The sequence below is a fragment of the Pseudoalteromonas sp. NCCP-2140 genome, from assembly GCF_023708065.1.
Lineage (GTDB): Bacteria > Pseudomonadota > Gammaproteobacteria > Enterobacterales > Alteromonadaceae > Pseudoalteromonas.
Genome location: NZ_BRCZ01000009.1, coordinates 63,039 through 87,259, shown reverse-complemented (window position 1 = coordinate 87,259; position 24,221 = coordinate 63,039). Strand labels below are relative to the sequence as shown.

The window sequence follows — 24,221 nt, the reverse complement described above, 5'->3', positions numbered from 1 at the left end:
TAGTAATTATTAATTACTGGCTCCATTCGTTTTGGTCAAGAACTGGCATTACACGGTCAGAACCACCAAGAACACGCTGTACAGATACACCGTGTACAGTGTCACGAGGTGCAGTTACAGTGAATGTTAAAGTGTGACGGTTTGCGTTAGATGCAGCGTTAGCACCATCAGTACCTAGTGAACCAGCAGCGTAACCGCCGTCAGCACCAGCGTAGCTCTTCTGGCTAACAGCTTCGTCGATTAGTTCTGGAACGAAGTAAACAACTGAAGATTTAGCTGGAACAGTACCAAGCTTAACTGCAGTTACTTTACGGTTACCAGTGTTACCGTTGTCTGACTCACCGAATACGTCTACAGTAACTTCTGCAGCTTCGTCGTGTTCGTTAGTTACACGTACGAAGTTACCTTCACCGTTTACAGCGTAAGGAACTTTAAGTACCGCACCGTTTACATCGATGTTGTGAGTGAACTTGTCAGCAGCACAGTGATCGTTGTAGCTAGTGTTAGCAAAATCTAGTGTGTAGTGTGTGTTCACATCGTAGTTGAAGTTCATGATGCCTGTAGCTGGAGTGTTAGTTACAGCATAGAACATTTCGTTGTAGTTAGCACCGAATAAGTTGCTTGTAGCAGCTGCTGGGTTAGTTTCAGCATTAGCGCCATTAGTTACGTCTGGAGTGAACACATCTAAAGCTTCAGTGTTGTAAACTGGAGCAGTAGCTTTAGTTAAACCAAATGAACCCCAAGTAGTACCAGTTTGTACAGGCTCTTGAGTAACTAGTGCAGTATCAGTGCTACCTGAACCTACGATGCGACCATTGTAAAGACCCATTTTAACAGTTGAACCTGGCTCTGAAGTTGCAACAAATTGAGTTTCTAGGTGGTCGTTAGCAGTAAGAGTGATCGCACGGTCTAAAGTAGGTGCACGGTCATAGAAAGCTGTCTTGTAGATAGCTTGTGTCTTAGTAGCTGTTAATTGCTTAGTACGGTCAGAATCGAAAACGAACTCAGTACGAGCAACGATTGCAGTGTTGTCAGCATTTGAGCTTTCAGCATTTACGTCAACGTCTGCAGTAGTGCCACCGTTTAGAGCGTAGAACTGTGCAGAGATATCAACTAAATCAGTCGCTTTAGAGATACCACCGATGATGTCATAACCTGTGCCACCATCTGTTTTAGCGTTAGTTGCTGCGATAGTAACTGTTTTAGTTGCTGAATCAGTAGTACACTGATCGTTAGCGATCTTGATACCAACTGGGTCTACAGAAGTTGAAACGCGAGAGAACGCTAAACGAGTACCTGCACCGATAGTGATACCAGCTTTAGTTAGGAACGTGATAGTACCTGCACCGTCAACTGTACCATCTGAAGAAGCAACAGCAGAAATGCCGCCGTCGTCTTTTACTAGGTGGATTTGGTTCGCGTTACCATCGAAAACAGCGCCATCTAGTTTGATAACGATGTTAGTACCGCCAGGGATATCTGTTGTTGGGATGTAAACAATTTGTTGTTCTGAGTTAGAAGCATCACCAACGATATCACCGAAATCGATTGGTAAAGACTTAGTTAACTCGTAAGCAGCTGACATTTCGTCAACAGTTTTAACTGTATTAGCGTCTGCTGCCGCGCCACGTGTGCCACAAGATGCACCAGCGAATAAAGCTGTGTGACCTTCAACTGCGCCTGCTTTGTAGATTTCAAAACATGCTTCAGTACCTGCGTACGCGTTGCTAGCTAGACCAGCAGCGATAGCAGCTGGGATTAGAGCGATTTTATTAAAACGCTTCATTTTTATCTCCTTGTATCCGGTGGACACTTTAGTTTCTAATATAAAGTTTGTTAAAACCTCTTGATTCTAACAAACAATTTAATAATGTAAAGAGCCCGTCCGACACTCCTAAAAATAAGCAGTATCAACTCAGGCCCGCTAATTATGATAAGTAAATCTCGTTTATTCAAGAGCAAATTAAAAAAAGACTTAATATTTGCTGAACAAGTGATTGTTGGAAAATTTAACAATTATGTTCAAGTAGAATAAATACTTTACACAATCAAGTCGCATCAGCCGAAAGGCCTAGGCTAGAGGAGAGTTTAGGTCAATAAAACAGGATTAACAAGATTCGATTTTTTAACTTAGTTCAATAAAAAACTTGTTGTCAATTAGATAAAAAATGCTCAAAAATCAAATTTGACTCGGGCAGTAGTTGGCCAAGCAACTTAAAAACTAGAGTAAAAACTCAAAATCATTCAGTCTTTAATCACATACTAGTTAAAACTAGCAGCAGATTAAGGTGACTGCCGCTAGCATTAAAATTATTAAAGCGAACTGATAGCTGCTACAGCAACACCCATCTGATAAATAATTTGGGTTGCAGTACTCCACAGCGTCAAGTTGTCTATTTGATCAGTATCTAGTGGTACAACTATTGTATCGCCCGGCGATAAAGTTTCGTTATTTGCCACAGCAAACCAAGAACCTTGATCTGGCACAACGACCATTCCACTTGCTTTAATTATGTAAAGTCGACCTTCATCAGCACCCGCTTTAAAGCCACCGCTTCGATTAATGTAATCTTCAACAGTAAGACGAGAGTCGTATAAATGCGAAGTCGAGAAATTCACCTCACCAACAACACTGATATTATTATTCTCACGAGGAATATAAAGTGCGTCGTTATCTTGTAAGGTTAAATCAACCACACCCATTTCGATCGCTGGTAAATCAATAACTAAGCGTCCAACAGATTTGATATTAGCTAAATCAGAAATCAAGTTATCCATATCAGCATAATTCAAGTTTGACTGTGTAATCGATTTTGTGAAACTTTGTGATGCTACACTGCGGCGTAAGTCTTGTGATAACTTATCTATTTGACGCTGTTCTTTTTCTCTAATTGCCTGACGTGTAAAAACAGCACCTTCAGGGTAAGCAAACTTAGTAAAGCCGCCAGCTCTTTTAATTACACTCGTTAGGTCTTCACCCTTACGAATACTGTAAACACCTGGGAACTTAACCTCACCTGCAATTTTTACTCTTAAGTCATTTTGCCAATTAGGAATTGGGTAAACGCTAATTGAATCCTTACTTTGAATATCGTATGAATCAGCTTTACTTATATCTAAAGCATCTGACAAATCTACACTCACATGCTCGATATTTTCATTATTTGTAAAACGTGTTATTTCAGCCCGACCAAGATAAGAGGCTTCATTCAAGCCACCGGCTGCAATGACTGCTTTGTTTACGGTTGCATTAACTGGCAGCGGATATAAGCCTTCGTATTTTACTTCACCACGAATACCAAACACTTTAATTTTATTTTTATGAGATGACTGTTGATTGAGTTTTGCAATGATTGGGTTTAATAGTTTTTTTCTACTAAATACTGCATACTCAAATTCATCTAATTCCTCTTCTTGCGTACTTAGTAGCTTAGTGATGTTATCTGCATTTTCGGCAGCATTATCAGATAAAGAACCAGATAGCTTTTGTTCTTCACTTAACTCATCACCTAGATTTACGAATTTATAAAACTCTTGTCTTTCAAATTCATCCCAAAGCTGAACGCGCCTTTGGTGTGCGAGCTGCTCTTCGGTTAATGCTAATGATTTTAATGCATTTTCCTCTTCTGTTTTACTTTGATAACGGCTGAAAACAACAACCACATCATCAGCTTCAAGTGTTAGGTTACTTTTTGGATCATTATTGTACGCATCAATAAGTGAAAATTGATAAACCTCGATATCTGCTTTTTCGTTAATTTCACGGAGAATTAGCGCATAGTCAAAGTCAGCAGTTGGTAACAAATCACTTTTCAGAGATGAAAATAAATCTTTTACTTTTTTACCTTCAGACCAAGCATAGTTACCTGGGTAAGTAACAGCACCTAATAAAGTCACACTGTTATTAAATGCTTCACTTGAAGTTGGGATAGTAAGCACATCCCCACTTTTTAGCTGAATGTTTTCTTGCAACGAGTTATCTAAAGGTAAAACGGTCTTAAAGCTATCTTTAGTGTAACGCTCAATTACTGTTTTTCTTGAGTTAGCATTTGCGGCGTAACCTCCCGCCATAGCGACTAGGTCGTTTATTGTTTCGTTTTTCTCTAACTCAAAAATAGCAGGGCGTTTAACTGCGCCTTTAATACTAACTTGCTTGCCTACTGGTGGGACAAATACCACATCGCCAGGTTTTAAAATAACATCGCCTGAGCTGTCACCTTTAATTAGTAAATCATATAGGTCTAGTTCAGAGACTACCTTACCACCTCTTTTTAGCTGTATATGTCGCAAAGAGCCAATTTTTGAAATACCACCGCTAACAAATAATGCATGCGTGATAGAAGATAATGAAGGGACAGTATAAGCACCTGGCATATAAGCTTCACCAAGAACCATTATGCGAATGCTTCGTGTTTTACCCATCGATATAAAGGCTTTTACACCAATAATTTCTTGCTCAATTTTTAGCTTAATAAGTTCAACAACTTCTTGATACTTTAAACCTGACACATTCACTGGCGATAAGTTTTGTAGTACCAAAAATCCTTCGCGATTTACAATGACTTCTTCGCTGCTAAATTCTTTACCATATAAGTTGATGCTAAAACTGTCTCCTGGGCCGACAATATAATCATCTGGAACTAAAGCATTTTCAGAAGGCGCGAATGTTGTAGGTTGGCCCGAAAAAAGCTCATAGCCAAATAACTCTAGCTCCTCTGATTTAGGTTTAAATTTTGCTTCTGGGTCTAGCAATTCTGCAGTTTTTTCGTTATTTGCTGAGCTTCTGGGCATTACTGTGCTTGTATTTTCATTCACAGACTGGTTTGAATTATTTGAATTAAGCTCCAAAGCATCAAGATCAAAGCCATACCTTTTTGCAAGTACTTCTTGTTGCGACTTAGGTAGTTTTTTTAGCTGCTCTATTTGTTGCTTGGTAGGAGTCGGAGCTGAATGGGCTTCTGTAATAAACAACAGCGAAATAAAAAGAGCGATTGTTAACTTAAAAAACTTCACAAAGTTTCCCTTATAAGAAAATGAAAATAACCGCGGCATACTATATCATTTTTTGAGCAAAAAAAATGGGTAAACAAGTTTACCCATTCATTCTCAATTGAAAAACATTAGAAACTATAAACAAGTGTTAACGAGGTTTCAGTGTCTGTGTTTTCTTTATCATCAGCAACATCTGAGTTGTGAGTGATGTTGTAAGCTACTTTCATTTGTAGTGAGCCGTTGATCTTAGCAAGGATTGCAGACTCTGAACGTGTTTTAGTATTGGTATCACCATATTCAACTGATACTAACTGAGTAAAACGTGCACTGTCTGAAATCTGCCAGTTGTAATCTACTTTACCTAAGGCGATTACTTCACCGTCGCGCTCACCTGCAAGTGAGTTACCGTTTTCATCAACTTCTGTGCTGTCATCAGGGTATTGGAAATACTTATAACCTGGACCGATTTCAGCATTTAGCCACATGTCAGAACGGTCAATTAAGCGTAAACCGTAACCCGCTGAGATTACTGATTCATTACGATATGCACCAAAGTAATCAGATACGTGCGAGCCGTAGATGAATAAGTGTGAGTGCTTTTCGTTTAATTTATAGTTACCTTGCGCTGAAATTGAGTACTTTTCGTTGGTACGCTGTGTTTCTTTAACACCGTCATCGTTTTCGATCTCATCTTCTTTGTAGATGCCGTCTAACTTGTACTCGTTATTCCAGTTTTCTAGGTTATGTAATACCTTGATACCACCTTTAAGTGTGGTTGTTTCAGTGTTACCGCTTGTTACGATAGCACCTAATTCACTGGTTACATCCCAAGTTTTGGCTTCATCTGCTGCGAATGCGCTAGTTGCAGCGCTTGCTGCAACTAGAATTGATAATGCTTTTAATTTCATTAAAAAATAACCTTTACTACTTGTACGTTAGACTTAATTAGTCTTCTTTGTGCAAATGAACATCCATTTGCGGGAATGGGATTGTGATGTTGGCATCGTCTAATGCGATCTTAATGTTTTCCATTAAGTCGAAATACGTTGGCCAGTAATCAGCTGAGTTAACCCAAGGGCGAACTACAAAGTTTACACTTGAATCTGCAAGCTCAGATACCGCTACTGTGTATGCTGGGTCTTTTAATAAGCGCTCTTCTTTATCTAAAACTGATTTAAGTACTGCCTTTGCTTCTTTAAGATCTGCATCGTAACCAACACCGATTACTAAATCGATACGACGAGTTGATTCACGAGAGAAGTTTGTAATTGGGCTGCCCATAATTGATGAGTTAGGCATGATAATTACTTTGTTGTCTGGTGTACGTAATTCTGTAGAGAAAATTTCGATTTTCTTAACTGTACCTGCTTTACCACCTGCTTCTACATAGTCACCTGATTTGAAAGGACGAAGTAAGATGATTAGAACACCTGATGCAAAGTTAGATAGTGAACCCTGAAGTGCTAAACCTACAGCTAAACCAGCCGCACCTAAAATAGCAATGAATGAAGTAGTTTCAATACCTAATTGAGATAGTGCCATTAAGATTGTTGCAGCAAATACAATTGCATAGACAATGCTAGCAACAAATGAACCTACAGCTTTATCGACTTTCTTTTTATCAAATGCTTTTTCAGTTAAGCCTTCGCAGAATTTAGCGATGCGACCACCGATAAAGAAAATGATTAGCGCTAGAACCGCCTGAACGGCGTAATGTATGATTAAACCTGAATTCTCGTTGATCCAGTTCATTATTGTATCCATGTTCTCTCCTGAAGTTCATTTTTAGCATAACGCTGTACAAATTATATATGATCTTTGGTTAAAAAATCATTAAATTACGCGCAAAACTACGAAATGAGTATGTGCCCAATTATAAAAGTCGCAAGTCTAATCTGCGAAACTGAACGCGAGCTGACCACATAAGAAATTCTGAATTTTCTGAGACAAGTAAGTTTTTTCTACTTTTTTCAATTTAGGGCTTCACAAGCCAACCTTAATTATGTAATATGCGCGCCACACCAAACGAGGTGTATCTCAGTGGCGGCTGTAGCTCAGTTGGTAGAGCCCCGGATTGTGATTCCGGTTGTCGTGGGTTCAAGCCCCATCAGTCGCCCCACTTCTCTCTCAAAAAGTCCTTTTATAAATTCAACGCTTTCAATTAAACAAATCTATTCACACAAAATAATTGCGCCTGAAATTCAATGTAAAAACTAGCTTAAGAATAAAAGTCCGGTTCATTTACTGTGAGTGGCTAGGAATTAATAGCTACTGTTTAATCTGTTTGATTCCAATCAATTACACATAAACAGCAACATAAATTTAAAGTGATAAGAAAAGGGTTGTAAGTGGGTTTTCTTGTCCTTTTACTGACTCTTTGAGGTTTAAATATAGATGATGCCAATAAGCATTGAAGGGTATTTACTTGGGGCGAATGACCAACATGTGTAAAATTAAATGACTGAATAATGCCAGCCACCAATAATAATACGTTAACTATAAAATCAAAGAAACTTATGTACTATATCGCAGGGCTTAACCTGTTCTACTACTTCCCTTTTCTGTCGATGCTTGATAATACTCGATTGAATATGCGGTACTCGCTAGCATATTTGCTGGTTTATGATTTTGGTTATGTGCCGTCAATTCACCTTTCAGCAAAAATAAAAGGTATTATTCCAGCAATGCCTCTACATTGGCCATTTGTGTTTTTGTTTTTCTTACCCGCTGGAATATCATTACTTGTTCTTTAAAAAAAAAGTAGTAAAACACTGAGATATTTTTTTCGACAAGCTAACGACTCTACAATTTCATCTTCAAGACCATTTCAGCATATGCTAATGAGTTGAAACATTACATCAAGAAATCATAAGCGTATCGCTAGATGACAAAATTACGTAACGCGCCATCCAACGATCATACTTGGCTGTTGCGACATAACTTTTACAAGATTTGCATACTAAATTAGGTCCATTCTCACCCGCTAAGTCACAGCACCCACTCAGACGCACATGGCATCCAAATCTAGCTTCTTACTCAAAGTAATTTCTTCTGTTTGCAAAGCATAAACTTGATTTTTAAGCGCCCTTGTTCTTGAATCTTTCAACGCGAAAAGCTTATTTTCCCTCTTAAAATAAGCTTTTGTTTCAGAAAGCCCATTTTCTATTGCTTTATCTGTGTCACTAACTGCTTTGGAAATCTCTTTTTCCACAGCTTCATATTCGGGAGAAGGTGATGAGAGCTTCATTACCAAACCTGATAGAATCAGAATTGGTATACATATATGTTAAATACACTCCAACATAAGATACTGTAAAAAGAGTGGTTAGGTTAGGCATAAGATTAAAGTAAGCCAAAATACAAAACTAGAATACTTATGCACTTTTAAAGACCCCCTTTTAAGTACGTTATTTCATTAGTCTTAAAAACTGAGGATTGGACACTTTAATTTGCAAGGTATTCTTATACTCAGAGATCTTTCCTCTTGCGCAAATCCTCTCTCCTGAGAGTCTTTTAAGATTGCCAAATCTTTCTTCAAATGGCGCTAAATTACTATCCCATACCAAAATAGTTAAAGACTGGTTAGGATACTCTTTGTCCAAGTTTAAATATGTTGCCTTTTTACCTTTGGACACTTGAGCAACTTCTCCGCACGCCATTACACTTTTACCAACATGAAAAGGAGCCTTAAAAGCTTCGATCTTCGGCTCTTGGGCCTGTGCACTAATTAGTAGTGTTAAGATAGATATAGAGGTAGCTAAAATAGCTTTCATAATTTCTTCCTTTAATAAATCTCTATTTGTGATGAATCATCTACAACAATTTGTATTTGATTATTGTAAGTTGAAATTTTTCCTTCGACACATGCGTTTTTATCTAAAAATTCATTGAACGATTTATAATGGCCTAAAACATTTTTTACATTTGAATCCCAGATAACTGAGCTAAAAGACATATTTGGAAAAGGTTTTTCAAAGTTAAGATAAAAACCTTTCGAGAACTCCTTGACTTGAACCACCTGTCCGCATACGGTTTTATTTAACCCAACATATCTTGAAACTTTACTTGATAGAATTGCATTATCTGGGTAATGCTTTTCAATCCCCAAAGAGCTTTTGATTTCATCTGCAGGAACCTCTTCCCATGAGTCAATAGCATAACGTTTAGACTGCCCACCACTGTCATTCGAAGCTAATGAGCTTACTAGTTTTGAGTCAAGGGTATTTTCGATTTCGACATCCGGAGTTGTCACTTTTACTTGCATCGAAGGCTCTAACAATTCTTTTTGCTGAATTAATTCACTTTTTGTGGAAACTCCCCAAACAACTATTATCCCAATCAGTGCAGAGCTAACACCGAACCAAAAATTATTTTTACTAGTAGCACTTTCCTTGCTTGACTGCTCTTTGGACCTATCATTACGAGGGTTCCCTGTTTCTTTAATCAAATTTTTTAACTCTTGAATCTGATTGCTAATGTCTTCTGAGTTTTGATTTTCAACCTTTAGCTCATTTAAGCGCTCATTATACCAACTAGCGAGGTTTTCCCTTTCTTTTTGTTTATCAGCTTCACTTATGTTCTTATCTTTTTGAGAAGTTAGCGTTTCTCGAATTTTGTGAATTATCTCCATTGGCTCATTTAGCATATGCTTATTACTAAATCTTAAGACTATCCCAAACTTAGTAATTAAAGAGTTCTGTCTTACCAAGAAATCTTTCCAATGGTTGTGATCAACGTCCTTATACGTTCCATCCAACTCAATTGGTAAGTAGTACCCCTCGACTTGATTAATAATCATAAAGTCGATATAGCGATTTTTACCTTTGTCATCAACAAAGTGATATTGAGGAATAACATCGTTTGGGGATATTTCGGGTATCTTACTGAGTATTTTATCTATGAATATTTCTTCATAACCCACTATATGCTGAATTTCTCTTGCGTGATTCCGCTTCCATGTCTGCCAAGTAATCATTCTTTTACAACTAAATAACCTTATTCCTAACTAAAACTAAAATTACACAACAACTAAATTAAAATCCACCAGACACTGGTTTTTTCCCTATTTTCTACCAAATAGGTTTATAAAAGCCTAGTTACGCAAGAATGATTATTTAAAGTACCGCACCACCTGTCCTTTTCAAACATATATTAACCCTTTGAATCTATTCAGGAGGTTAATATGAATAAACAGTTTAAGTTTGCAGATAAACAAATTGCATCACTTCCATCTAATCCCAGAAACTCAAAGTCAACCGAGTCTGAATACAGTGATACGCAGATTACAGGCTTGAAGTGCTTAGTCGGCAAATCAGGTAACAAACGCTTCTTATTTCGCTATACCTATCAGGGTAAAAAGCAAAGCATGGCGCTCGGTAAGTTTGGTGATATCAACGTTGCTACAGCTAGAAAAGTCGCACAAAAGCACCGATTAACTTTATTAGAAGGCAAAAATCCAAAGTCTAGCAATGACAAACTATTGCACATGACTATGGGAGAATTTTTTAAAGAACATTACCTACCCATGATTAAGAAACGAAAGAAAACATGGGTCGATGATCTTTATCGTTGGGACTCGATATTACACAAGCGTTTTGCACTCTTGGAATACAGAGACCTAACGACTATAGAGGTCCAGAAATTACACATTGAGCTAACTGAAACCCTCAATAAATATGGTAAAACCTATGCTCCAGCGACCTGTAATCAAGTGCTGATGCTATTGAAGTCAATGACGCGCTATGCAAAAGAGCTTGGAGTGGTGGAACAAGATGCCTGCAAGCCAGTAAAGTTATACAAGTTGAACAATGCAAGAACACGTTTTCTTACCAAACATGAAGTTAAACGATTATTGGCTGAATGTAAGAGATACTCGAATAAAACCATATCGGGGTTTATTGCGACGCTAGCGTTAACAGGACTCAGGCGTTCAGAAGTATCGAATATCAAAGTAAAAGATGTTGATATTAAAAATCGCATTATCTACATCCCAACTACCAAAACAGGTAAGCCGCGTACAGTGCATATTACCGACCATTTATTGTCGTTTATTGCGGTAGTCCCACTTAAGCGAAGCAACCCGTATTTGTTTGCTAGTAAAGTAGCCGGTAAGCCATTACGTTGTGTCAGAAAGACATTTAAGAAGTTATTACGGCGCGCAAAGATTGATGATACCGATGTATGTATTCATACCTTGCGCCATTCCGTTGCATCAAACCTAGTTAGTTCAGGTGTTAGTTTACGACTAGTTCAAGAACAATTGGCTCATGCATCGATTGTAAGCACGCAACGCTATGCCAAATTAACGTCTGAATCTCTTAAACGTACTAGTGAACATCTATCTGACCTATTTCAATAGCGAGTACTGAGGTTTTACTTAGCCCGCTATTAATCACCACAAATTAATTATCAATTAAGCCCATTCCTACTCTTGGAATGGGCTTTTTTATTGGAGAAATCCCAATGCAATTATTTAATCGAATACCGAACGAAAATGAGCTGTCACTTAATCATGAAATCAGTGAAGAACTTATAAAGCAACTCTATTTACCTTTCTCATCTGAGCAAGAAGCCAATACGTTTTGGCAAACTTGCTCAACATACTTAATCGCAATTACTACAAAGCACGATATCGAACTCGTTAAGCAAGTACTAAGCACACAATTCCGAGCTTATTTAAAAGAAACACTTAATAATCCTGAATTTGTTGAAAAGCTTAATGATGAATTAAGTATTTACTTACTAGTTACCCAAGACAGTGGAGGTGGCATTTATGTGCTTATATCAGAAACCAACAAAGCTCATTTTATTTCATCTCTTTAATGCACTCATGCGAATCATCTGCGATGGTGACAAATCATTTTTAACCCGTTACTTCGCACAAACAACCCTAAGAACATTAATTATTTTATTAAGGAAACATCATGTCTATACAAGATAAAAAAGACGCTAAAAGCAACCCTGAAGCTACTGAACAGGTAGAAGTTAGTGATGAAAAGTTGGCTGATACCAATTACCAGACTGTATTAGTCGGGCTCGCTGATAAGCTATCAACTAAATCAAATGGTGCAATTGGATTTGAGCTTGCCAGAAACAAGCAAGATAAAGGACTTTACATTCGCGCCACCAGCAATAGTGATGCAGGGCTATTTTCTAAAGAGTGGGTAAGCATGGAAGCTATTTACACGCTGCTTGATAAACACAAAGATACCACTTTTAAATCCAGTATCTTTAAGTCAGTAATTAGCGGTGCTTCTAGTAACAATGCATCATTTCTGGCTGCTATTTTACGTGACAAAGATATCGCATTATTAGTGCCAGCTGAAAAAGGCATTTACTCACATCAGGTAAATCCACTTATCACAAATCAGCAAGATACCCTAAGTAAACTAAAGCTGCTCCCTCAACCAAAATAGCAACCTAAGTAACAGCAAACAATCTCATTCGTTAACGCATACAAATTTGCTTAACACCCACCCCTCAACTTTTTTCAATTAGAAACACATTATGAACATAATCAAACCTACTTACTTAACAGTAAGTGATGACTTGTTGGCGATTATTAGAAAACTGGTTGTCGATATCATTAAGCCTACGGATAAGTGTATCAACCTTTCTTTTCAAGACACGGATTACTCTTATGAGAAAGGTGGTTTTCACCCTGTATTTATTAACCTAGAAAAAGCGGAGGATAATTGGCGCTTAATTACATTCACTGACTGTCATGCAATAAACCATGAAGGCGAACTACGACAAGAAATAGACTTGAACTTTAAAACAAATGAAGTTTATTTACTAGGTTGTGGCTTACTTAAAAATGACGCAGCACAATCACTATGTGAACTCGCAATAACAAACTTTATTACTTACTTTGAAATGGATGTTTACATCATCACGGTAGACGCCAACTAACCCAAGTATGAACAGGAGCAACCCCTTCTTACTCTTCTGGACAAACTTAACCAACACATCTTTTCAACGAACTTAAAGCGCCCAATCAAACCCAGTTCAATCGTCACTTAACTGTAAAAAGAATGAATTATCCGGTTTGCCCTATGTGGGCGCTTATCAACTAGGAATTAATTAAATGGGCATCATCAAAAGTTTTATTGATAATGTATTTCGAGACCAAGTCACACCAGTAATAGGCAGTGTGCTTTATTGCGATTTAACAGGCCGTTTAACCAGTCATTCTGGCATTTACATTGGCAATAACCACATCATCCATTTGAACGGTAAAGGTATCGTAGAACGCGTCACACCAGATGAGTTTATAGATGGTACTACCGCTATGAGTATTTATGTATCGTGTAATGACACAACCCCAGTTGGTTCAGTGAAGGCAGCTAACAGAGCAAAACAAATGCTAGGCAAAACTCGCGACTACAACATGCTATTTGATAACTGCCACCAATTTGTAGCTGGATGCTTAACAGGTGATTTCGAATACAATGCCAGTAACTTTTTATGGATATTAGAAATGAAAACCGAAGACTATACAGGTAGTAATACTTGGCGTGTGTGGGATAGATAACTCAATCAGCACCTCCCCCTAACATTGAATATAGATAGGGTATAAAAATATTAAATAGCTAAACTAGATGGGGGTAACAGGGGAAGTAGGGGTAGTAGTAAAAACAATAATATAATTACATTTCAAATAACTATATACCTTACAATAAATAATAAAACAAAAAGAGTTACCCCTTTTATAGTGCTTTAGGCATTTATAAAAGCTTCCTGGTAAGTAACTCTTTTTTTTTGATTATTAATAGTTAGCTATACATTTACTAAATCAAATTTCTGACAGAACATCACGACTAAGTACATAGTAGTATGCCCGTTTACCTACCGCTTTCAATTCAGCTCGTTTTACACGCTTCCCCTTATCAGAACGAATTAAACCTTTTAAAGTTAAATGCCTAAGTACATCATCTATATGCGCAGTCCCACAAAGCCTTTCAAAACGCTCAGGCAAAATATAGAAGTAGTTACCTTTTTCATAACCAATAATGTCTGACTTGCCCCAAATATCATCGTTTTCAGCATCCAAAAAGCAGTGAGCATTGCGCTTTATGAAGTTAATAATATTTTTTACACCTGCCTCAGCATCATCCATAGTGTTTGAGTCCTCACTTTTCCAATACTTATGAATAAATTTAATCGCATCGTCAATTTGATCGTGACTCCAAGGTAAAACATCCAAGTCACTCGCCATTTCACCAGCAATTTGAACCAACGCTAGGCGATGTAACCACCTATCTTCAATAGAATTTTTGGGCTCTAGAGATTCGGTCAAATCATAAAATTTCTCGTCAAAACACTTAGATACTTGTGCTGCCAATTCATCATAGTCATTGACCGAGTCAAAAGTCTTATTGATAAAATCTCTGGATAAGTGACCGTACGAATTCGTAATAGCTTTATTAATATTGTGAACATACTCTTTTGAATTATTCACTGTGTTACAACCTATACGCTGTAAATACTCTGGTTTAACCACAATTGATGGTAAGCGGACAGATTTGCCTTTCGCTTGATTGGATTCGTTTGTCTGCTTCAAATATTGTGGGATTGAAACCTCACCTGTAGTCATCACAAAATAACGAGATGGTTCATTTTCAACCAATTCTATACTGGTATTTGCACGCATCTTTGATACTCCAGAGCCTATTTTATAAATTAGTGGTGACAGCTCTCGTACAGATAATTTACCTATCTCATCGACACCCAATAGCATATTATTGAATAGTGGAAACAACGTATCTAAAGCATTACTCGTTGTATCGAAATGATGAAGGTATGAGCGACCTCTTAAATTTCTATCAGGTGCTGTAGCGCGACCAAAAACACTTGCCGCTATTCTCAATAATGTCGTTTTGCCACTCCCTGATGCTCCATAAAAGTGTATACCTCCGGATTCGACATCGACAAAATCAAGAAGCATTGATGACAAAGCATACATAATCACAAACTTTACGATTAGTGGTGCGTCTGAACTTAATACTGCATCTCTATATTTAGTGTAATCACCAAAGGGCTTCCCTGCATCGACTATTTGACGATCTACTTTGGGAGGGAGAATGGCAGTTTTACCTGATGATTTTTGAACCACTGAATCATGGAAAGCAAAGGCGAGTCGCTGACCCACAAACCCTGTTTGATTAGCGATGAACTCTTCATTTGGAAAGTAAGAATCAATATTGTTTAACAAAGCACGACAAAACTCATTGAAAGTTACTAGCGCCTTTTTCGTTAAAAATAGCCTTTGCTTTGCTAACTCTTCGTCCAAATCAGCAGGTCGCCCAAGGATTGACTCAATCGATATGGTGATAGAAGCTCCATTAGATGTATATAACTTAATAGCAACGATAGCGTCATCCTCACCTGCTCTGTAGGCTGTTTTTATAATTGCATCAGGATAAGGCATTATGTTCATTACAATCTCTATTTGGTTATCTCTGTGCTTAATAAGCATATCGTTATGCTCACCATATGTTTCAGGTAGGGCTGGGGTAGAACCAGTATCAAATTGCTGTTTTTTCATTTTCGTTTTCCAATTAACTCTAGTGTGATTTCAGTGCAGATAGCATGGCGTTTGCTGCAACTTGACTTGCATTCTTTAGTGTTTCATCTGCGTGATATGCGTAACGTTCAGTTGTCCGAACATCTGCATGACCCAACATTTGTTGCACAAGGCGAATATCAGATGTTGCTTTCAATAAGTGTGAAGCCATAGAGCGGCGTAAATCGTGAATAACAAATGGCTCAGTCAAAACACCTTCGCCCTCCATCCGCACCAATACACGTTTGAATAACTTAGTTGGCTTTGACATATAGCCATTCCCTCTAGTAGCTGGAAACAAGTAACCATTTTGAGCATATTGCCTAGCTTCTTTAACGACTTGCTGAGCTTCTGCACTAAGATAAGCTGTGTGCGGTTTACCTGACTTAGTTATGGGTATTTCTAAACGAGTATCGTCATCAAACAACCATCTAAGTTGGATTGATCTCACGTTGCCTGAGCGTAAACCTGTGTATAGGCATAGCAGCAGCATTAAAGAGTGAGGCCTATTTTCATCAGCTAGACACCCCCTAATAAATGCAGCTATTTCATCAGCGCTCAGGAAACGTTTTCTGGGCGTACTTTCTTTCGGCTTGGGAATTAACTTGACTGGATTAAAAGTGATTAATCCCGCTTGCATTCCAATTGAAAACATCTTTGATACAGCAGCTCGATAACGTGCGACAGTCGCAGGTTTTCTTTCTTTTCCGATAAAGTGAAGAAAACTTTTGATATACCAAACCAACTTGGGGTCATTAAGCTTTACGAAGCCAATATGCTCAACGATAAGTCGAACTTTGGCGATAAAGCCTGCAGAGTCCCTATGCACTTCGAGACTGTGCATAATTGCTGGTTCAGCCAGTTCTTTAACCGTGCTGATTATTATGTCTTCATCAATACAAGACCTAACTTCTTGGGCTGATAAATAGTACTGTTGGTAACTTAACTGTGTAGGCTTTGAAGTAGAAAGCCCATGATATTGAGGCATTGTCGCGCTCCGTGTTGTTTCGGTAGCGCTAACCCTACATACACTGGATTTCTGTTGCGATTCGTTAAAATTACGGTCTTCCTTGAGTTAACAGGCCTCAAAACCTGCACAAAAAAGAACACAAAAAATATAAAACATTGAAACAAAATAAGATTTAATACTTAATAAAATAAAATTAGCATCATTTATATATTTAGCTTTTATGTGATAAATTAGTCAAAAATCATACTCTTTATGTGAGAGATAACAGTTGAAAGTACATTTACACTTTTATTGTGTTCCAAACAAAAATACACAAATTAGCGCAGATACTAAGCAACTCTTTGTTCAAGAAAAGCTAACGAAGAAACCCAAAGATAACTGTAATTATCGTAAATATTCTGAGCTTTATTTTCATTTGGTTGAGTATCTTTACAGGACGTTTAGTTTTAAAAGCAGGGTTAGTGTTTATGCGATACTTTCACAGTATTTCCCAATAGATGAACTACCAAGACGGATCCCATCAAGTAATCAATTGATAAACACAATAAACACCCTTGGGATATGTTATGACGGCTATCCAGTTTTTAGCTCTGATAATGAGTATGATGAACAGCATTTAAACGTAATTTTTTTACATTCAAGACCATACCTTAGGTTCACCCACACTTCAAAAGCTAGTAGTCCAAGGATTGGTTCTGAGTTAGATGAACTAATCTTACTAAATAGCATTAAATTATTTGTGGTGGGTTATCAAAAACACACAAGGCCGCAAGCAAATGAAAGAATAGCTTTAGGTAAATTTTACAAAGAAAACATCGAGCTCATTAAAAATATTAGGCTTTATGCATATTTTCGAGAGCGTGATATAACCTTAGGGCTTTTAGCTAGAACCATGAGTCCATTTTGGCTAAAAGCATCAAGTGGTACTAACCTAGAAGATCAATCAGATTTAATAAACGAAACATTTGCCTCAGTTGAACCTAGGGGCTTCAAATTTACTCAGCACAAGTCAAAAAAACGTATCAAGAGAAATGATAAAGCTGAATTGGTTGAGATAACCTTGAGTCGTAGTGTAAAACAACCAAAAATGTATGCGATACTTTTAAAGCACTTCGAAGAAGGTATTTACATTCCATTACTTGATAGCATAGCTGTATCAAACTTTGAAAGTGATAAAAGTGTAAAAACTAAAATGCAGCTTCATGAGTGGATTAATTTTTTGAATGAGGTAGATGTAGACGATGATTGGCTTTTAGAATGCAAATACACTTACAAGTACGGTAAATATCGCCAGCAATACCATAAAAATGAAATAAATATTAAGACTAAAGGTGAGAGGGTAAGTCCAGATGCAAACAATAATATTGAAGAAAAGTACACACTAAATCAAAAAATCACCTTATCACCAGACTATAGTGTTGCTGCAAAAGAGGTTCATAGCCGAGATGTCACTCCCTCACCAGGACAAAAAAAGTCTGATTTTCCAAATTACATTAATAGCGTATATTTTACGATTGACTACAAGAAACCGCTAAAACTAAACCTTTCTCACCTATCAATCAATACCAAGGAAGAACTTGAAAATTTACTTAATGATTGGGCAGAAGCACTTGATACTTTTACAGATGAAGATATGAAGAAGGTGTTGTTCCCCCCTCTTAAAAAGCCCTTAACTTTTGGTAGATTAAGAAGAAAAAATAAGCCTACATGACACAACAAATGAAAAACTCAGGTACTGAGAGTTCAGCTTACTCTATTTGGTAGAATTGCCGCTATGAAAGGTTGACAACACCAAATTAAAAAATAAAGTGTAGAGGGGTTCGCAGTGACTATAGCCTTCTACAAGCACTAATTGCTCTACAATTTACGTATATATTTGAAGTAAACTTGAGTGTTTTAAAAACAACCACGCCTTTAAATCAAATCATCGTTAAACTTATTAGTACCCAGTAAACTATAATAAGAACACGGTTTATTGCCTTAGCCAGCTTTTATGAATCAACAAGAGGATAATAAGCATCTCCCCAGAGCTCTTTTGAATTATCCATCATAATATCAATAATAAAAGGCACTAATTGCGATAAAAATTGTACGCCATCTTTTAATTGCTCTCTATTTGCACTGCTGTTCCATGTTGCCCCACCGTGCATTAGTTGGTTTCGTAATGTATATAAACGTTGTAATACAATAGATGCAAGTTTATCTGTTTCATTATTTGCTAATGCAAAATTTGCAAACTTCTTTGCTTCACTAAATTTACTTTTAAATTCTTGTTCTGTGATATAGCCATTGTGGAATGACCAAAATGGCTGAAATACGAATTTATTATTCAATAAAACACGAATGCTGTTAGGGAACTCATGCCATAATAAATTATAAATGCGCTTTTGCTTATCGAGTGAGTTGAGCTTTTCCAAAAATAATGTAAAAGATTGAGTTTCGTTAATGCTTAGACACTCTGTATCTTGTGCGTAAGCCGCATTAAACGATACCCACAAGAAAATAAATTGTGAGTCAAGGTCATCACACTGCTCTGATTTATTTAACCAGCTTAATGATCTATGTACGCGTAGAGCTAGATTATCAGAGAAGGACTCTCTAACTTGCTTTTGTTTATCTTTTAAGTCGCAGTATTCCATATCAATTTTCGCTGTCTCCTTGATTATAAAAATAACTTACACAGTTTACTTGCTAAAATCCAGCTCTTTATGGTGTTGTTTTTTAAGGCTTAAATAAGGAAAAACTAAAACCACCATAAATGCTAAAAATTTTTCATAAGCGACACTCCCTGTCGTAGACCCTCTGTAATCTACAAAAAACAGATAAGGTGACACTATGAAAACAATAACAGTAAATACGCAGCAAGAACTAAACTTAGTACTCGCTGAAGAAGCATATATAACGATTATTCTTGATGGAGATGAATTTTCGATTCCTGATCAAAGATTATTAACTGGCTTTACATTTATAGGTAAAAATCCAGATACCTCATTAACATTGACAGGTACATCAGGTTACTCGTTTTGTAAAAAGAGCAAAGGTGATGTACACGATATAAATCAACTTGCTCCTCTTGGCGGAATAACAGCCGTTAAAGATTTATATATAACCTCTGAAACCCCGCTCGAGTTAGCATTTCAAGATCGTGAAGAATACAAAAACTGGAGTAGCGCGACGATTGATAGAAATAAAATCAATGTTGTTTTTATTAATGAAACAATGGACTACTTAATAGACCAAAGCAAAGACAAATCTCCAGCAGAGAGGTTTATTGACGACTTATTTGAAGATTTCGTCGATAGTGTCTTTAAAAACTAATATGAATAATGTATTTTGCAAATGTAATCACAAGGAAGTAGTAATTTGAACTCACAAGCAGAAGTTAAACTTGCAGAGCGACTAGCAAGTATTATCACTCAATTAAACGATGCAAAAACACTTAGCATTTCTTCGCTTGCAAAAGAGTTTAATGTCAGTGTTCGTACAGTTCAACGCGACTTGAACGAGAGACTTAGCTTTTTACCCATACTTGAAAGTAAAGGACACTACAGCCTAGCTCCCTCTGCCCTAGGTAAGCTCTCCCCAAAGGATATACGTCACTTTGCTGCTATTTCTGGTATTGAATCACTTTATCCTAACTTAGATACTCGCTTCATATGTTCAATTTTATCTCAAGCGATTGATAGCCCATACCTAATCAAAGGTCACAACTATGAACCTAAGCATAAAGTTGAACCAAACTTAAATAAACTTGAAGAAGTTATTCAACGCAATAAACGTATTAACTTTAGCTATAAAAACAAACAATATAACAACATTGCCCCTTACCGGCTTGTTAATAGTAAAGGTATTTGGTACTTAGCGGCTGTTGATGACAATACATTAAAATCATTTCACCTGTCAGAGTTAACACATATTTTAGAGCAGGCAGAAGCGTTTACCTCACAACAGCACTTTATCGATGTAATAGAGCAAGATGATGGAATATTTTTTAGTGAAACCAAGTTTGAAGTTGTTGTAAAAGTATCAAAAGACATTGCTCAGTACTTCCTAAGACGCAACCTATTCCCCAATCAACGAATTATTGAAGAACTCGAAACAGGTGAGTTACTTGTTTCTTCAAGAGTGGCAACGAGTAAACAAATACTGCCACTAATTAAATACTGGGTACCTGAAATAGAGGTTGTTTCGCCTGATGAAATTAAACAAACTTTGATCCAAGAGCTTAAAAAGTATGTTGCAAGTTAAATGTAAAACAACGAAGCAATATTAAAGAGTCCAATTAAAAGAAAATAAGTTATCTAATAAAGGGATATTTATGCAAATCCACCAAAACACTATTTTTGATGTACAAGATCAAACTCTTGCATTACTAAAGTCAACACAATCATTTATTGAAAGAGTGAATAAGAATAAAGAGCTACACGTAAAAGACGGTTTAATTGAAGAAAAGTACCTTACAGATGTTGCATCAATCTTAAAAAATGAGTACCAAAAAGCAAATGAGCTAGAAATGGTGATAGCTGTTGTCGGAACGATGAAAGCGGGTAAATCTACCACAATCAATGCAATTGTGGGTCATGAAGTACTTCCCAATAGAAACTACCCAATGACTGCTCTACCTACTGTTGTTACTCATATCAGTGGCAAAAAAATACCATCTTTAGAATTCCCAAATAGTAAGCCTATTAATAGTTTAAGTAAAAAAATTGCTGAAAAGATTAACAGCATGAGTGGCGATGAAATTAATGAAATTGACTTTCTACACCACAAGGAAGTTGAAGATTTAATTGGAGAGTTAAAAATAAAAGGCCAATTAAAATTAAGCCGCAATTATGAAGGGCAAGAGCAAATATTCAAATTCTTAAAAAGCTTAAATGATATTATGCGACTTGCTAAAGAGCTAAATATTGAACCGCCTTATGAAGCTTACCGTTTAATAAATGACTTACCGACTATTGAAGTTGAGTTCCAACATTTGAGTGGCTTAGAGCAACAAAGTCACGGCAAACTATCAATTATTGATACTCCTGGACCTAATGAGTATGGGCAAAGCGAAAAATTAAAAGCAATATTCAAAGATCAACTGCAAAAAGCATCAGCAGTACTGTTAGTTGTGGATTATACGCAAATGAATAGCGAGGCAGGTGGTGATGTAAGAGAAGAGATATCAACCGTACAAGGCTCATTAGGCGAACGCTTTTTCGTAATGCTGAATAAATTCGATGCAAAAACAAAAAATGATGTATCGCAAGAAGATACCGTTTCATTTTTTTGTAACCAATTAATGGATGGCAGTGTCCCACCCTCTAATGTTTTCCCAGTGTCAGCACAAAGAGCTTTTCTTGCCAATAGAGCAATTAATGAACTGGACAGCAGTAACGCTTTAAATGTGAAAGATGATTGGGTTCCCGACTTTGGAGAGATAGCCTTTGGTGAGGATTGGGAAGAAGACATTGAAGATGCTGAAGATGTAAGAAAAAAGGCGAAAAGAATATGGAAAAGAGCAGGCTTTGAAGCGCCTCTTGAAAATGTTGTTATGGAAGCAGCAAATAATGCCGCAACCTTGAGCCTTGAATCTGCTTTAACTCAACTGGAAACCATTCACAACCGTTTAAATGAAGGGATAAATGGCTATAAAGAAGCTATTAACACAAATATCGATTCTTTAAGAGTAGCAATAAAAAATATTGAATCTGACAAGCTAAAAATTGACTCGGTTCAAAAACAAACACAAACATTAATAGTCAAACAGACGCAAGAAATGAATACTGCCATTCTGGACTTAGCTAAAGCTACTATTCAGATAGCCGACAAAAAAGTTCAATTACTTTTCGATAATACTCAAAACAATATTTTTCTTACCAAAAAAAAACAGGCAAAAATAGAGTCTAACGAAGGGGGGCAAATCATTGACTTGCGAATTTTTAGAAAGTTTCTCGGTTGGCGCTCAACCAGTACCCCTTCTGACAAATTAGAATCATTAATAGAAAAAGGTGAAATAAAATTCGAGAATAGTCAAAAAGCTGAAATGAAAAAACTGTTAAAATTTATTAATTCAGCTTTAGAAACCATTCAACAAGATGCGTATAAAGAGGTAACAACAAATCTCAATAAAACGATTACTAAAGCAAAGAATGCAATAAATAAAAGCATCTCGTCTGAACTTGAAGAGGTTTTAAATGAAGCAAAAAAAAACCTTAAAGATTCTGGTTTTACACTATCTCTGTCCCTTAATAAAATATCGACAAGTATAAAAAATATCGATACTGAAACGATTTCTACTGACGTAAATAAAACAAGTGAATCCCGCAGACGTACAAGAGTTAAAGACAGCTATTTTTCAAAGTTTACTAACTGGCTAAATGATGATTGGGGCAGAGAAACTTACTATGTTGATGTAGATGTTTACATTGTGAAAGTAAACGATATTAAACAGCGCTCAAACGCAGCAATATCAAATGCTATGCAAGGAATCTCAGACACAGCTAATCGTTTTCTATTAGAGAATGTTAAGCCAGATATAGATGCACACATTACAGAGGTGTCTCGCTATCTCGAAAAGTATCGTAAGACATTACTTGCGGGAGCGAGAGCTAAAGAACAGTCTCAAAAAAATCAAGAAGAATTAATTGCCAAGCTCAACGTCTTCGGAAAGGAGCTGCAATATATAGCAGAAGATACTCTGGATACGAAAGAAGACTTAAACCTAACTCAAGAGAAGTCAGTATAGTGAATTCAATTGATGTATTAGATAGCTGTGGCTTCAAACTAGACAAACAACATTTGGAAGTCGCACCTCCACATTTAACAGATAAAATGATTGTTGACTTAGTTAATGGTATAGAGGTGATAGATGACCAAATTAAAGTGTCAAAAACCAGAACCTCAAGGTGGGATCGTTTCAAAGACTCGTTCAGTGGAAGAGCTAATCAACGTGAGAGCATTATCAATGATAATTTAGCAAAGTGCCTACAAAGTACCGCAACATGGCTTCAAAATCATGACTACGAATTAGCTTCTGTTAACCTTGCGATTACAAAAGTGACTGACAAGCTTTTGGAAACAAGAACCGGTGTAATGAAGTTGAACGATAAACACAATGAACTAAAAGAGTCAGTCATTCAACTAGCAAATACTGTAGAAGAAAAAAATAGCAAACTCTATGACTATATAAGGGATATTGACCTGAGAACTCGAGCTGATAGGCAATTGGATAGAGCAATTGCGAAATGGCAAGCTGGAGGATATACCTCAGACGTGTATACAAATGTTTTTATGATTCTAGATACATTAAAAAATAACGAATTTGGACTGTATATTGATAATGGTAACTCAAACTTAACTATTAAGAATGAAATGTTAGAGCACTTAAAGCATGAAATTCAAAATCAGTTATGTAATGAATTAAGCATATCGTCAACAGTGTTTAATTCATCTAGTGCTAGGTTTAGATTGGAAAACGTTGCTAAGAATATAAATGAAATAGGTAAGTCACATCTTTTATGTATAAATTATCTAAGTGATTGGAGTACTCAAAATAAAGAGCCAAATACTTGGCTACTTAATCAACTCTCAGAAGCCACAATCGAGAGAAAAGAAGCTCAAGTACTAACTTTATTTCCTAAAAATATCAGAGTAAACCGTTGGTCTGAAAGGCTCACAAATGAAAATATTTATCTAAGGAATGCCTAA

General features: G+C 36.7%; 20 protein-coding genes and 1 tRNA gene. 11 read left to right on the top strand and 10 right to left on the bottom strand.

Annotated elements, in window-relative coordinates:
- Positions 1 to 13: 13 nt before the first annotated feature.
- The 4 genes from NFU46_RS16215 to NFU46_RS16200 all read right to left on the bottom strand — a co-directional run bounded on the left by NFU46_RS16215 (position 14) and on the right by NFU46_RS16200 (position 6,756).
- On the bottom strand, positions 14 to 1,786 hold the full coding sequence (locus NFU46_RS16215) for a hypothetical protein (RefSeq protein WP_251603241.1): 1,773 nt from the start codon (positions 1,784 to 1,786) through the stop codon (positions 14 to 16).
- Between the two features lie 527 nt (positions 1,787 to 2,313).
- Entirely contained in the window at positions 2,314 to 5,013 is a 2,700-nt protein-coding gene (locus NFU46_RS16210) for an SLBB domain-containing protein (RefSeq protein ID WP_309296743.1), read from the bottom strand.
- A 107-nt stretch (positions 5,014 to 5,120) separates the two neighbouring features.
- Positions 5,121 to 5,900 carry a YdiY family protein gene (locus NFU46_RS16205; RefSeq protein WP_251603234.1) on the bottom strand — a complete coding sequence of 260 codons (780 nt, stop codon included), beginning with the start codon at positions 5,898 to 5,900 and terminating at the stop codon, positions 5,121 to 5,123.
- A gap of 37 nt (positions 5,901 to 5,937) precedes the next feature.
- A complete protein-coding gene (locus tag NFU46_RS16200) occupies positions 5,938 to 6,756 on the bottom strand; it encodes a mechanosensitive ion channel family protein (protein WP_054563554.1) in 819 nt (272 codons plus the stop codon).
- Positions 6,757 to 7,035: 279 nt separating this feature from the next.
- Between NFU46_RS16200 and NFU46_RS16195 the strand changes: the two genes are divergently transcribed.
- Positions 7,036 to 7,111: transfer RNA gene (locus NFU46_RS16195), tRNA-His, on the top strand.
- 882 nt (positions 7,112 to 7,993) lie between these two features.
- Here NFU46_RS16195 and NFU46_RS16190 read toward each other — a convergent pair.
- The 3 genes from NFU46_RS16190 to NFU46_RS16180 form a co-directional block, all read right to left on the bottom strand.
- Positions 7,994 to 8,239 (bottom strand): hypothetical protein, encoded by a 246-nt coding sequence (locus NFU46_RS16190; protein WP_251603232.1) that lies wholly within the window; start codon positions 8,237 to 8,239, stop codon positions 7,994 to 7,996.
- Positions 8,240 to 8,399: 160 nt separating this feature from the next.
- On the bottom strand, positions 8,400 to 8,765 hold the full coding sequence (locus NFU46_RS16185) for a hypothetical protein (RefSeq protein ID WP_251603229.1): 366 nt from the start codon (positions 8,763 to 8,765) through the stop codon (positions 8,400 to 8,402).
- An 11-nt stretch (positions 8,766 to 8,776) separates the two neighbouring features.
- A complete protein-coding gene (locus tag NFU46_RS16180; protein ID WP_251603226.1) occupies positions 8,777 to 9,967 on the bottom strand; it encodes a hypothetical protein in 1,191 nt (396 codons plus the stop codon).
- Between the two features lie 207 nt (positions 9,968 to 10,174).
- Between NFU46_RS16180 and NFU46_RS16175 the strand changes: the two genes are divergently transcribed.
- The 5 genes from NFU46_RS16175 to NFU46_RS16155 all read left to right on the top strand — a co-directional run bounded on the left by NFU46_RS16175 (position 10,175) and on the right by NFU46_RS16155 (position 13,525).
- Positions 10,175 to 11,350: a site-specific integrase gene (locus NFU46_RS16175; protein WP_251603223.1), complete on the top strand. Its 1,176-nt coding sequence runs from the start codon at positions 10,175 to 10,177 to the stop codon at positions 11,348 to 11,350.
- A 104-nt stretch (positions 11,351 to 11,454) separates the two neighbouring features.
- On the top strand, positions 11,455 to 11,814 hold the full coding sequence (locus NFU46_RS16170) for a hypothetical protein (RefSeq protein WP_251603220.1): 360 nt from the start codon (positions 11,455 to 11,457) through the stop codon (positions 11,812 to 11,814).
- 101 nt (positions 11,815 to 11,915) lie between these two features.
- Entirely contained in the window at positions 11,916 to 12,407 is a 492-nt protein-coding gene (locus NFU46_RS16165; protein ID WP_251603217.1) for a hypothetical protein, read from the top strand.
- A 91-nt stretch (positions 12,408 to 12,498) separates the two neighbouring features.
- Positions 12,499 to 12,903, top strand: coding sequence for a DUF2787 family protein (locus tag NFU46_RS16160; RefSeq protein WP_251603214.1), 405 nt, complete (start codon positions 12,499 to 12,501; stop codon positions 12,901 to 12,903).
- Between the two features lie 175 nt (positions 12,904 to 13,078).
- Positions 13,079 to 13,525, top strand: coding sequence for a lecithin retinol acyltransferase family protein (locus tag NFU46_RS16155; protein WP_251603210.1), 447 nt, complete (start codon positions 13,079 to 13,081; stop codon positions 13,523 to 13,525).
- A 261-nt stretch (positions 13,526 to 13,786) separates the two neighbouring features.
- Here the strand turns inward: NFU46_RS16155 and NFU46_RS16150 are convergent, their stop codons facing one another.
- Both NFU46_RS16150 and NFU46_RS16145 read right to left on the bottom strand, forming a co-directional pair.
- Positions 13,787 to 15,538 carry a DUF927 domain-containing protein gene (locus tag NFU46_RS16150; RefSeq protein ID WP_251603207.1) on the bottom strand — a complete coding sequence of 584 codons (1,752 nt, stop codon included), beginning with the start codon at positions 15,536 to 15,538 and terminating at the stop codon, positions 13,787 to 13,789.
- 19 nt (positions 15,539 to 15,557) lie between these two features.
- Positions 15,558 to 16,544, bottom strand: a complete 987-nt coding sequence (locus NFU46_RS16145; protein ID WP_251603204.1) for a site-specific integrase — start codon at positions 16,542 to 16,544, stop codon at positions 15,558 to 15,560.
- A gap of 250 nt (positions 16,545 to 16,794) precedes the next feature.
- Between NFU46_RS16145 and NFU46_RS16140 the strand changes: the two genes are divergently transcribed.
- Positions 16,795 to 18,237: a hypothetical protein gene (locus tag NFU46_RS16140; RefSeq protein ID WP_251603200.1), complete on the top strand. Its 1,443-nt coding sequence runs from the start codon at positions 16,795 to 16,797 to the stop codon at positions 18,235 to 18,237.
- A 280-nt stretch (positions 18,238 to 18,517) separates the two neighbouring features.
- On the opposite strand, the gene NFU46_RS16135 is transcribed toward NFU46_RS16140, so the two are convergent.
- Positions 18,518 to 19,165, bottom strand: a complete 648-nt coding sequence (locus NFU46_RS16135; RefSeq protein WP_251603197.1) for a HEPN domain-containing protein — start codon at positions 19,163 to 19,165, stop codon at positions 18,518 to 18,520.
- A 196-nt stretch (positions 19,166 to 19,361) separates the two neighbouring features.
- Here NFU46_RS16135 and NFU46_RS16130 point away from each other — a divergent pair, with 196 nt between their 5' ends.
- The 4 genes from NFU46_RS16130 (at position 19,362) to NFU46_RS16115 (ending at position 24,221) form a co-directional block, all read left to right on the top strand.
- Positions 19,362 to 19,844, top strand: a complete 483-nt coding sequence (locus tag NFU46_RS16130; protein ID WP_251603194.1) for a hypothetical protein — start codon at positions 19,362 to 19,364, stop codon at positions 19,842 to 19,844.
- A gap of 45 nt (positions 19,845 to 19,889) precedes the next feature.
- Positions 19,890 to 20,774 (top strand): YafY family protein, encoded by an 885-nt coding sequence (locus tag NFU46_RS16125; RefSeq protein WP_251603191.1) that lies wholly within the window; start codon positions 19,890 to 19,892, stop codon positions 20,772 to 20,774.
- 70 nt (positions 20,775 to 20,844) lie between these two features.
- Positions 20,845 to 23,259, top strand: coding sequence for a dynamin family protein (locus NFU46_RS16120; RefSeq protein ID WP_251603188.1), 2,415 nt, complete (start codon positions 20,845 to 20,847; stop codon positions 23,257 to 23,259).
- Positions 23,259 to 24,221: a diguanylate cyclase regulator RdcB family protein gene (locus NFU46_RS16115; protein ID WP_178926301.1), complete on the top strand. Its 963-nt coding sequence runs from the start codon at positions 23,259 to 23,261 to the stop codon at positions 24,219 to 24,221. Before NFU46_RS16120 ends, NFU46_RS16115 begins: the two co-directional genes overlap by 1 nt.

Excerpts from the sequence above, each read along its gene's own strand:
- NFU46_RS16185 (WP_251603229.1), bottom strand. The coding sequence starts at position 8,765 with ATGAAAGCTATTTTAGCTACCTCTATATCTATCTTAACACTACTAATT.
- NFU46_RS16180 (WP_251603226.1), bottom strand. The coding sequence starts at position 9,967 with ATGATTACTTGGCAGACATGGAAGCGGAATCACGCAAGAGAAATTCAG.
- NFU46_RS16155 (WP_251603210.1), top strand. The coding sequence starts at position 13,079 with ATGGGCATCATCAAAAGTTTTATTGATAATGTATTTCGAGACCAAGTC.
- NFU46_RS16150 (WP_251603207.1), bottom strand. The coding sequence starts at position 15,538 with ATGAAAAAACAGCAATTTGATACTGGTTCTACCCCAGCCCTACCTGAA.
- NFU46_RS16175 (WP_251603223.1), top strand. The coding sequence starts at position 10,175 with ATGAATAAACAGTTTAAGTTTGCAGATAAACAAATTGCATCACTTCCA.
- NFU46_RS16145 (WP_251603204.1), bottom strand. The coding sequence starts at position 16,544 with ATGCCTCAATATCATGGGCTTTCTACTTCAAAGCCTACACAGTTAAGT.
- NFU46_RS16160 (WP_251603214.1), top strand. The coding sequence starts at position 12,499 with ATGAACATAATCAAACCTACTTACTTAACAGTAAGTGATGACTTGTTG.
- NFU46_RS16170 (WP_251603220.1), top strand. The coding sequence starts at position 11,455 with ATGCAATTATTTAATCGAATACCGAACGAAAATGAGCTGTCACTTAAT.
- NFU46_RS16135 (WP_251603197.1), bottom strand. The coding sequence starts at position 19,165 with ATGGAATACTGCGACTTAAAAGATAAACAAAAGCAAGTTAGAGAGTCC.
- NFU46_RS16200 (WP_054563554.1), bottom strand. The coding sequence starts at position 6,756 with ATGGATACAATAATGAACTGGATCAACGAGAATTCAGGTTTAATCATA.
- NFU46_RS16205 (WP_251603234.1), bottom strand. The coding sequence starts at position 5,900 with ATGAAATTAAAAGCATTATCAATTCTAGTTGCAGCAAGCGCTGCAACT.
- NFU46_RS16215 (WP_251603241.1), bottom strand. The coding sequence starts at position 1,786 with ATGAAGCGTTTTAATAAAATCGCTCTAATCCCAGCTGCTATCGCTGCT.
- NFU46_RS16165 (WP_251603217.1), top strand. The coding sequence starts at position 11,916 with ATGTCTATACAAGATAAAAAAGACGCTAAAAGCAACCCTGAAGCTACT.
- NFU46_RS16190 (WP_251603232.1), bottom strand. The coding sequence starts at position 8,239 with ATGAAGCTCTCATCACCTTCTCCCGAATATGAAGCTGTGGAAAAAGAG.
- NFU46_RS16130 (WP_251603194.1), top strand. The coding sequence starts at position 19,362 with ATGAAAACAATAACAGTAAATACGCAGCAAGAACTAAACTTAGTACTC.
- NFU46_RS16120 (WP_251603188.1), top strand. The coding sequence starts at position 20,845 with ATGCAAATCCACCAAAACACTATTTTTGATGTACAAGATCAAACTCTT.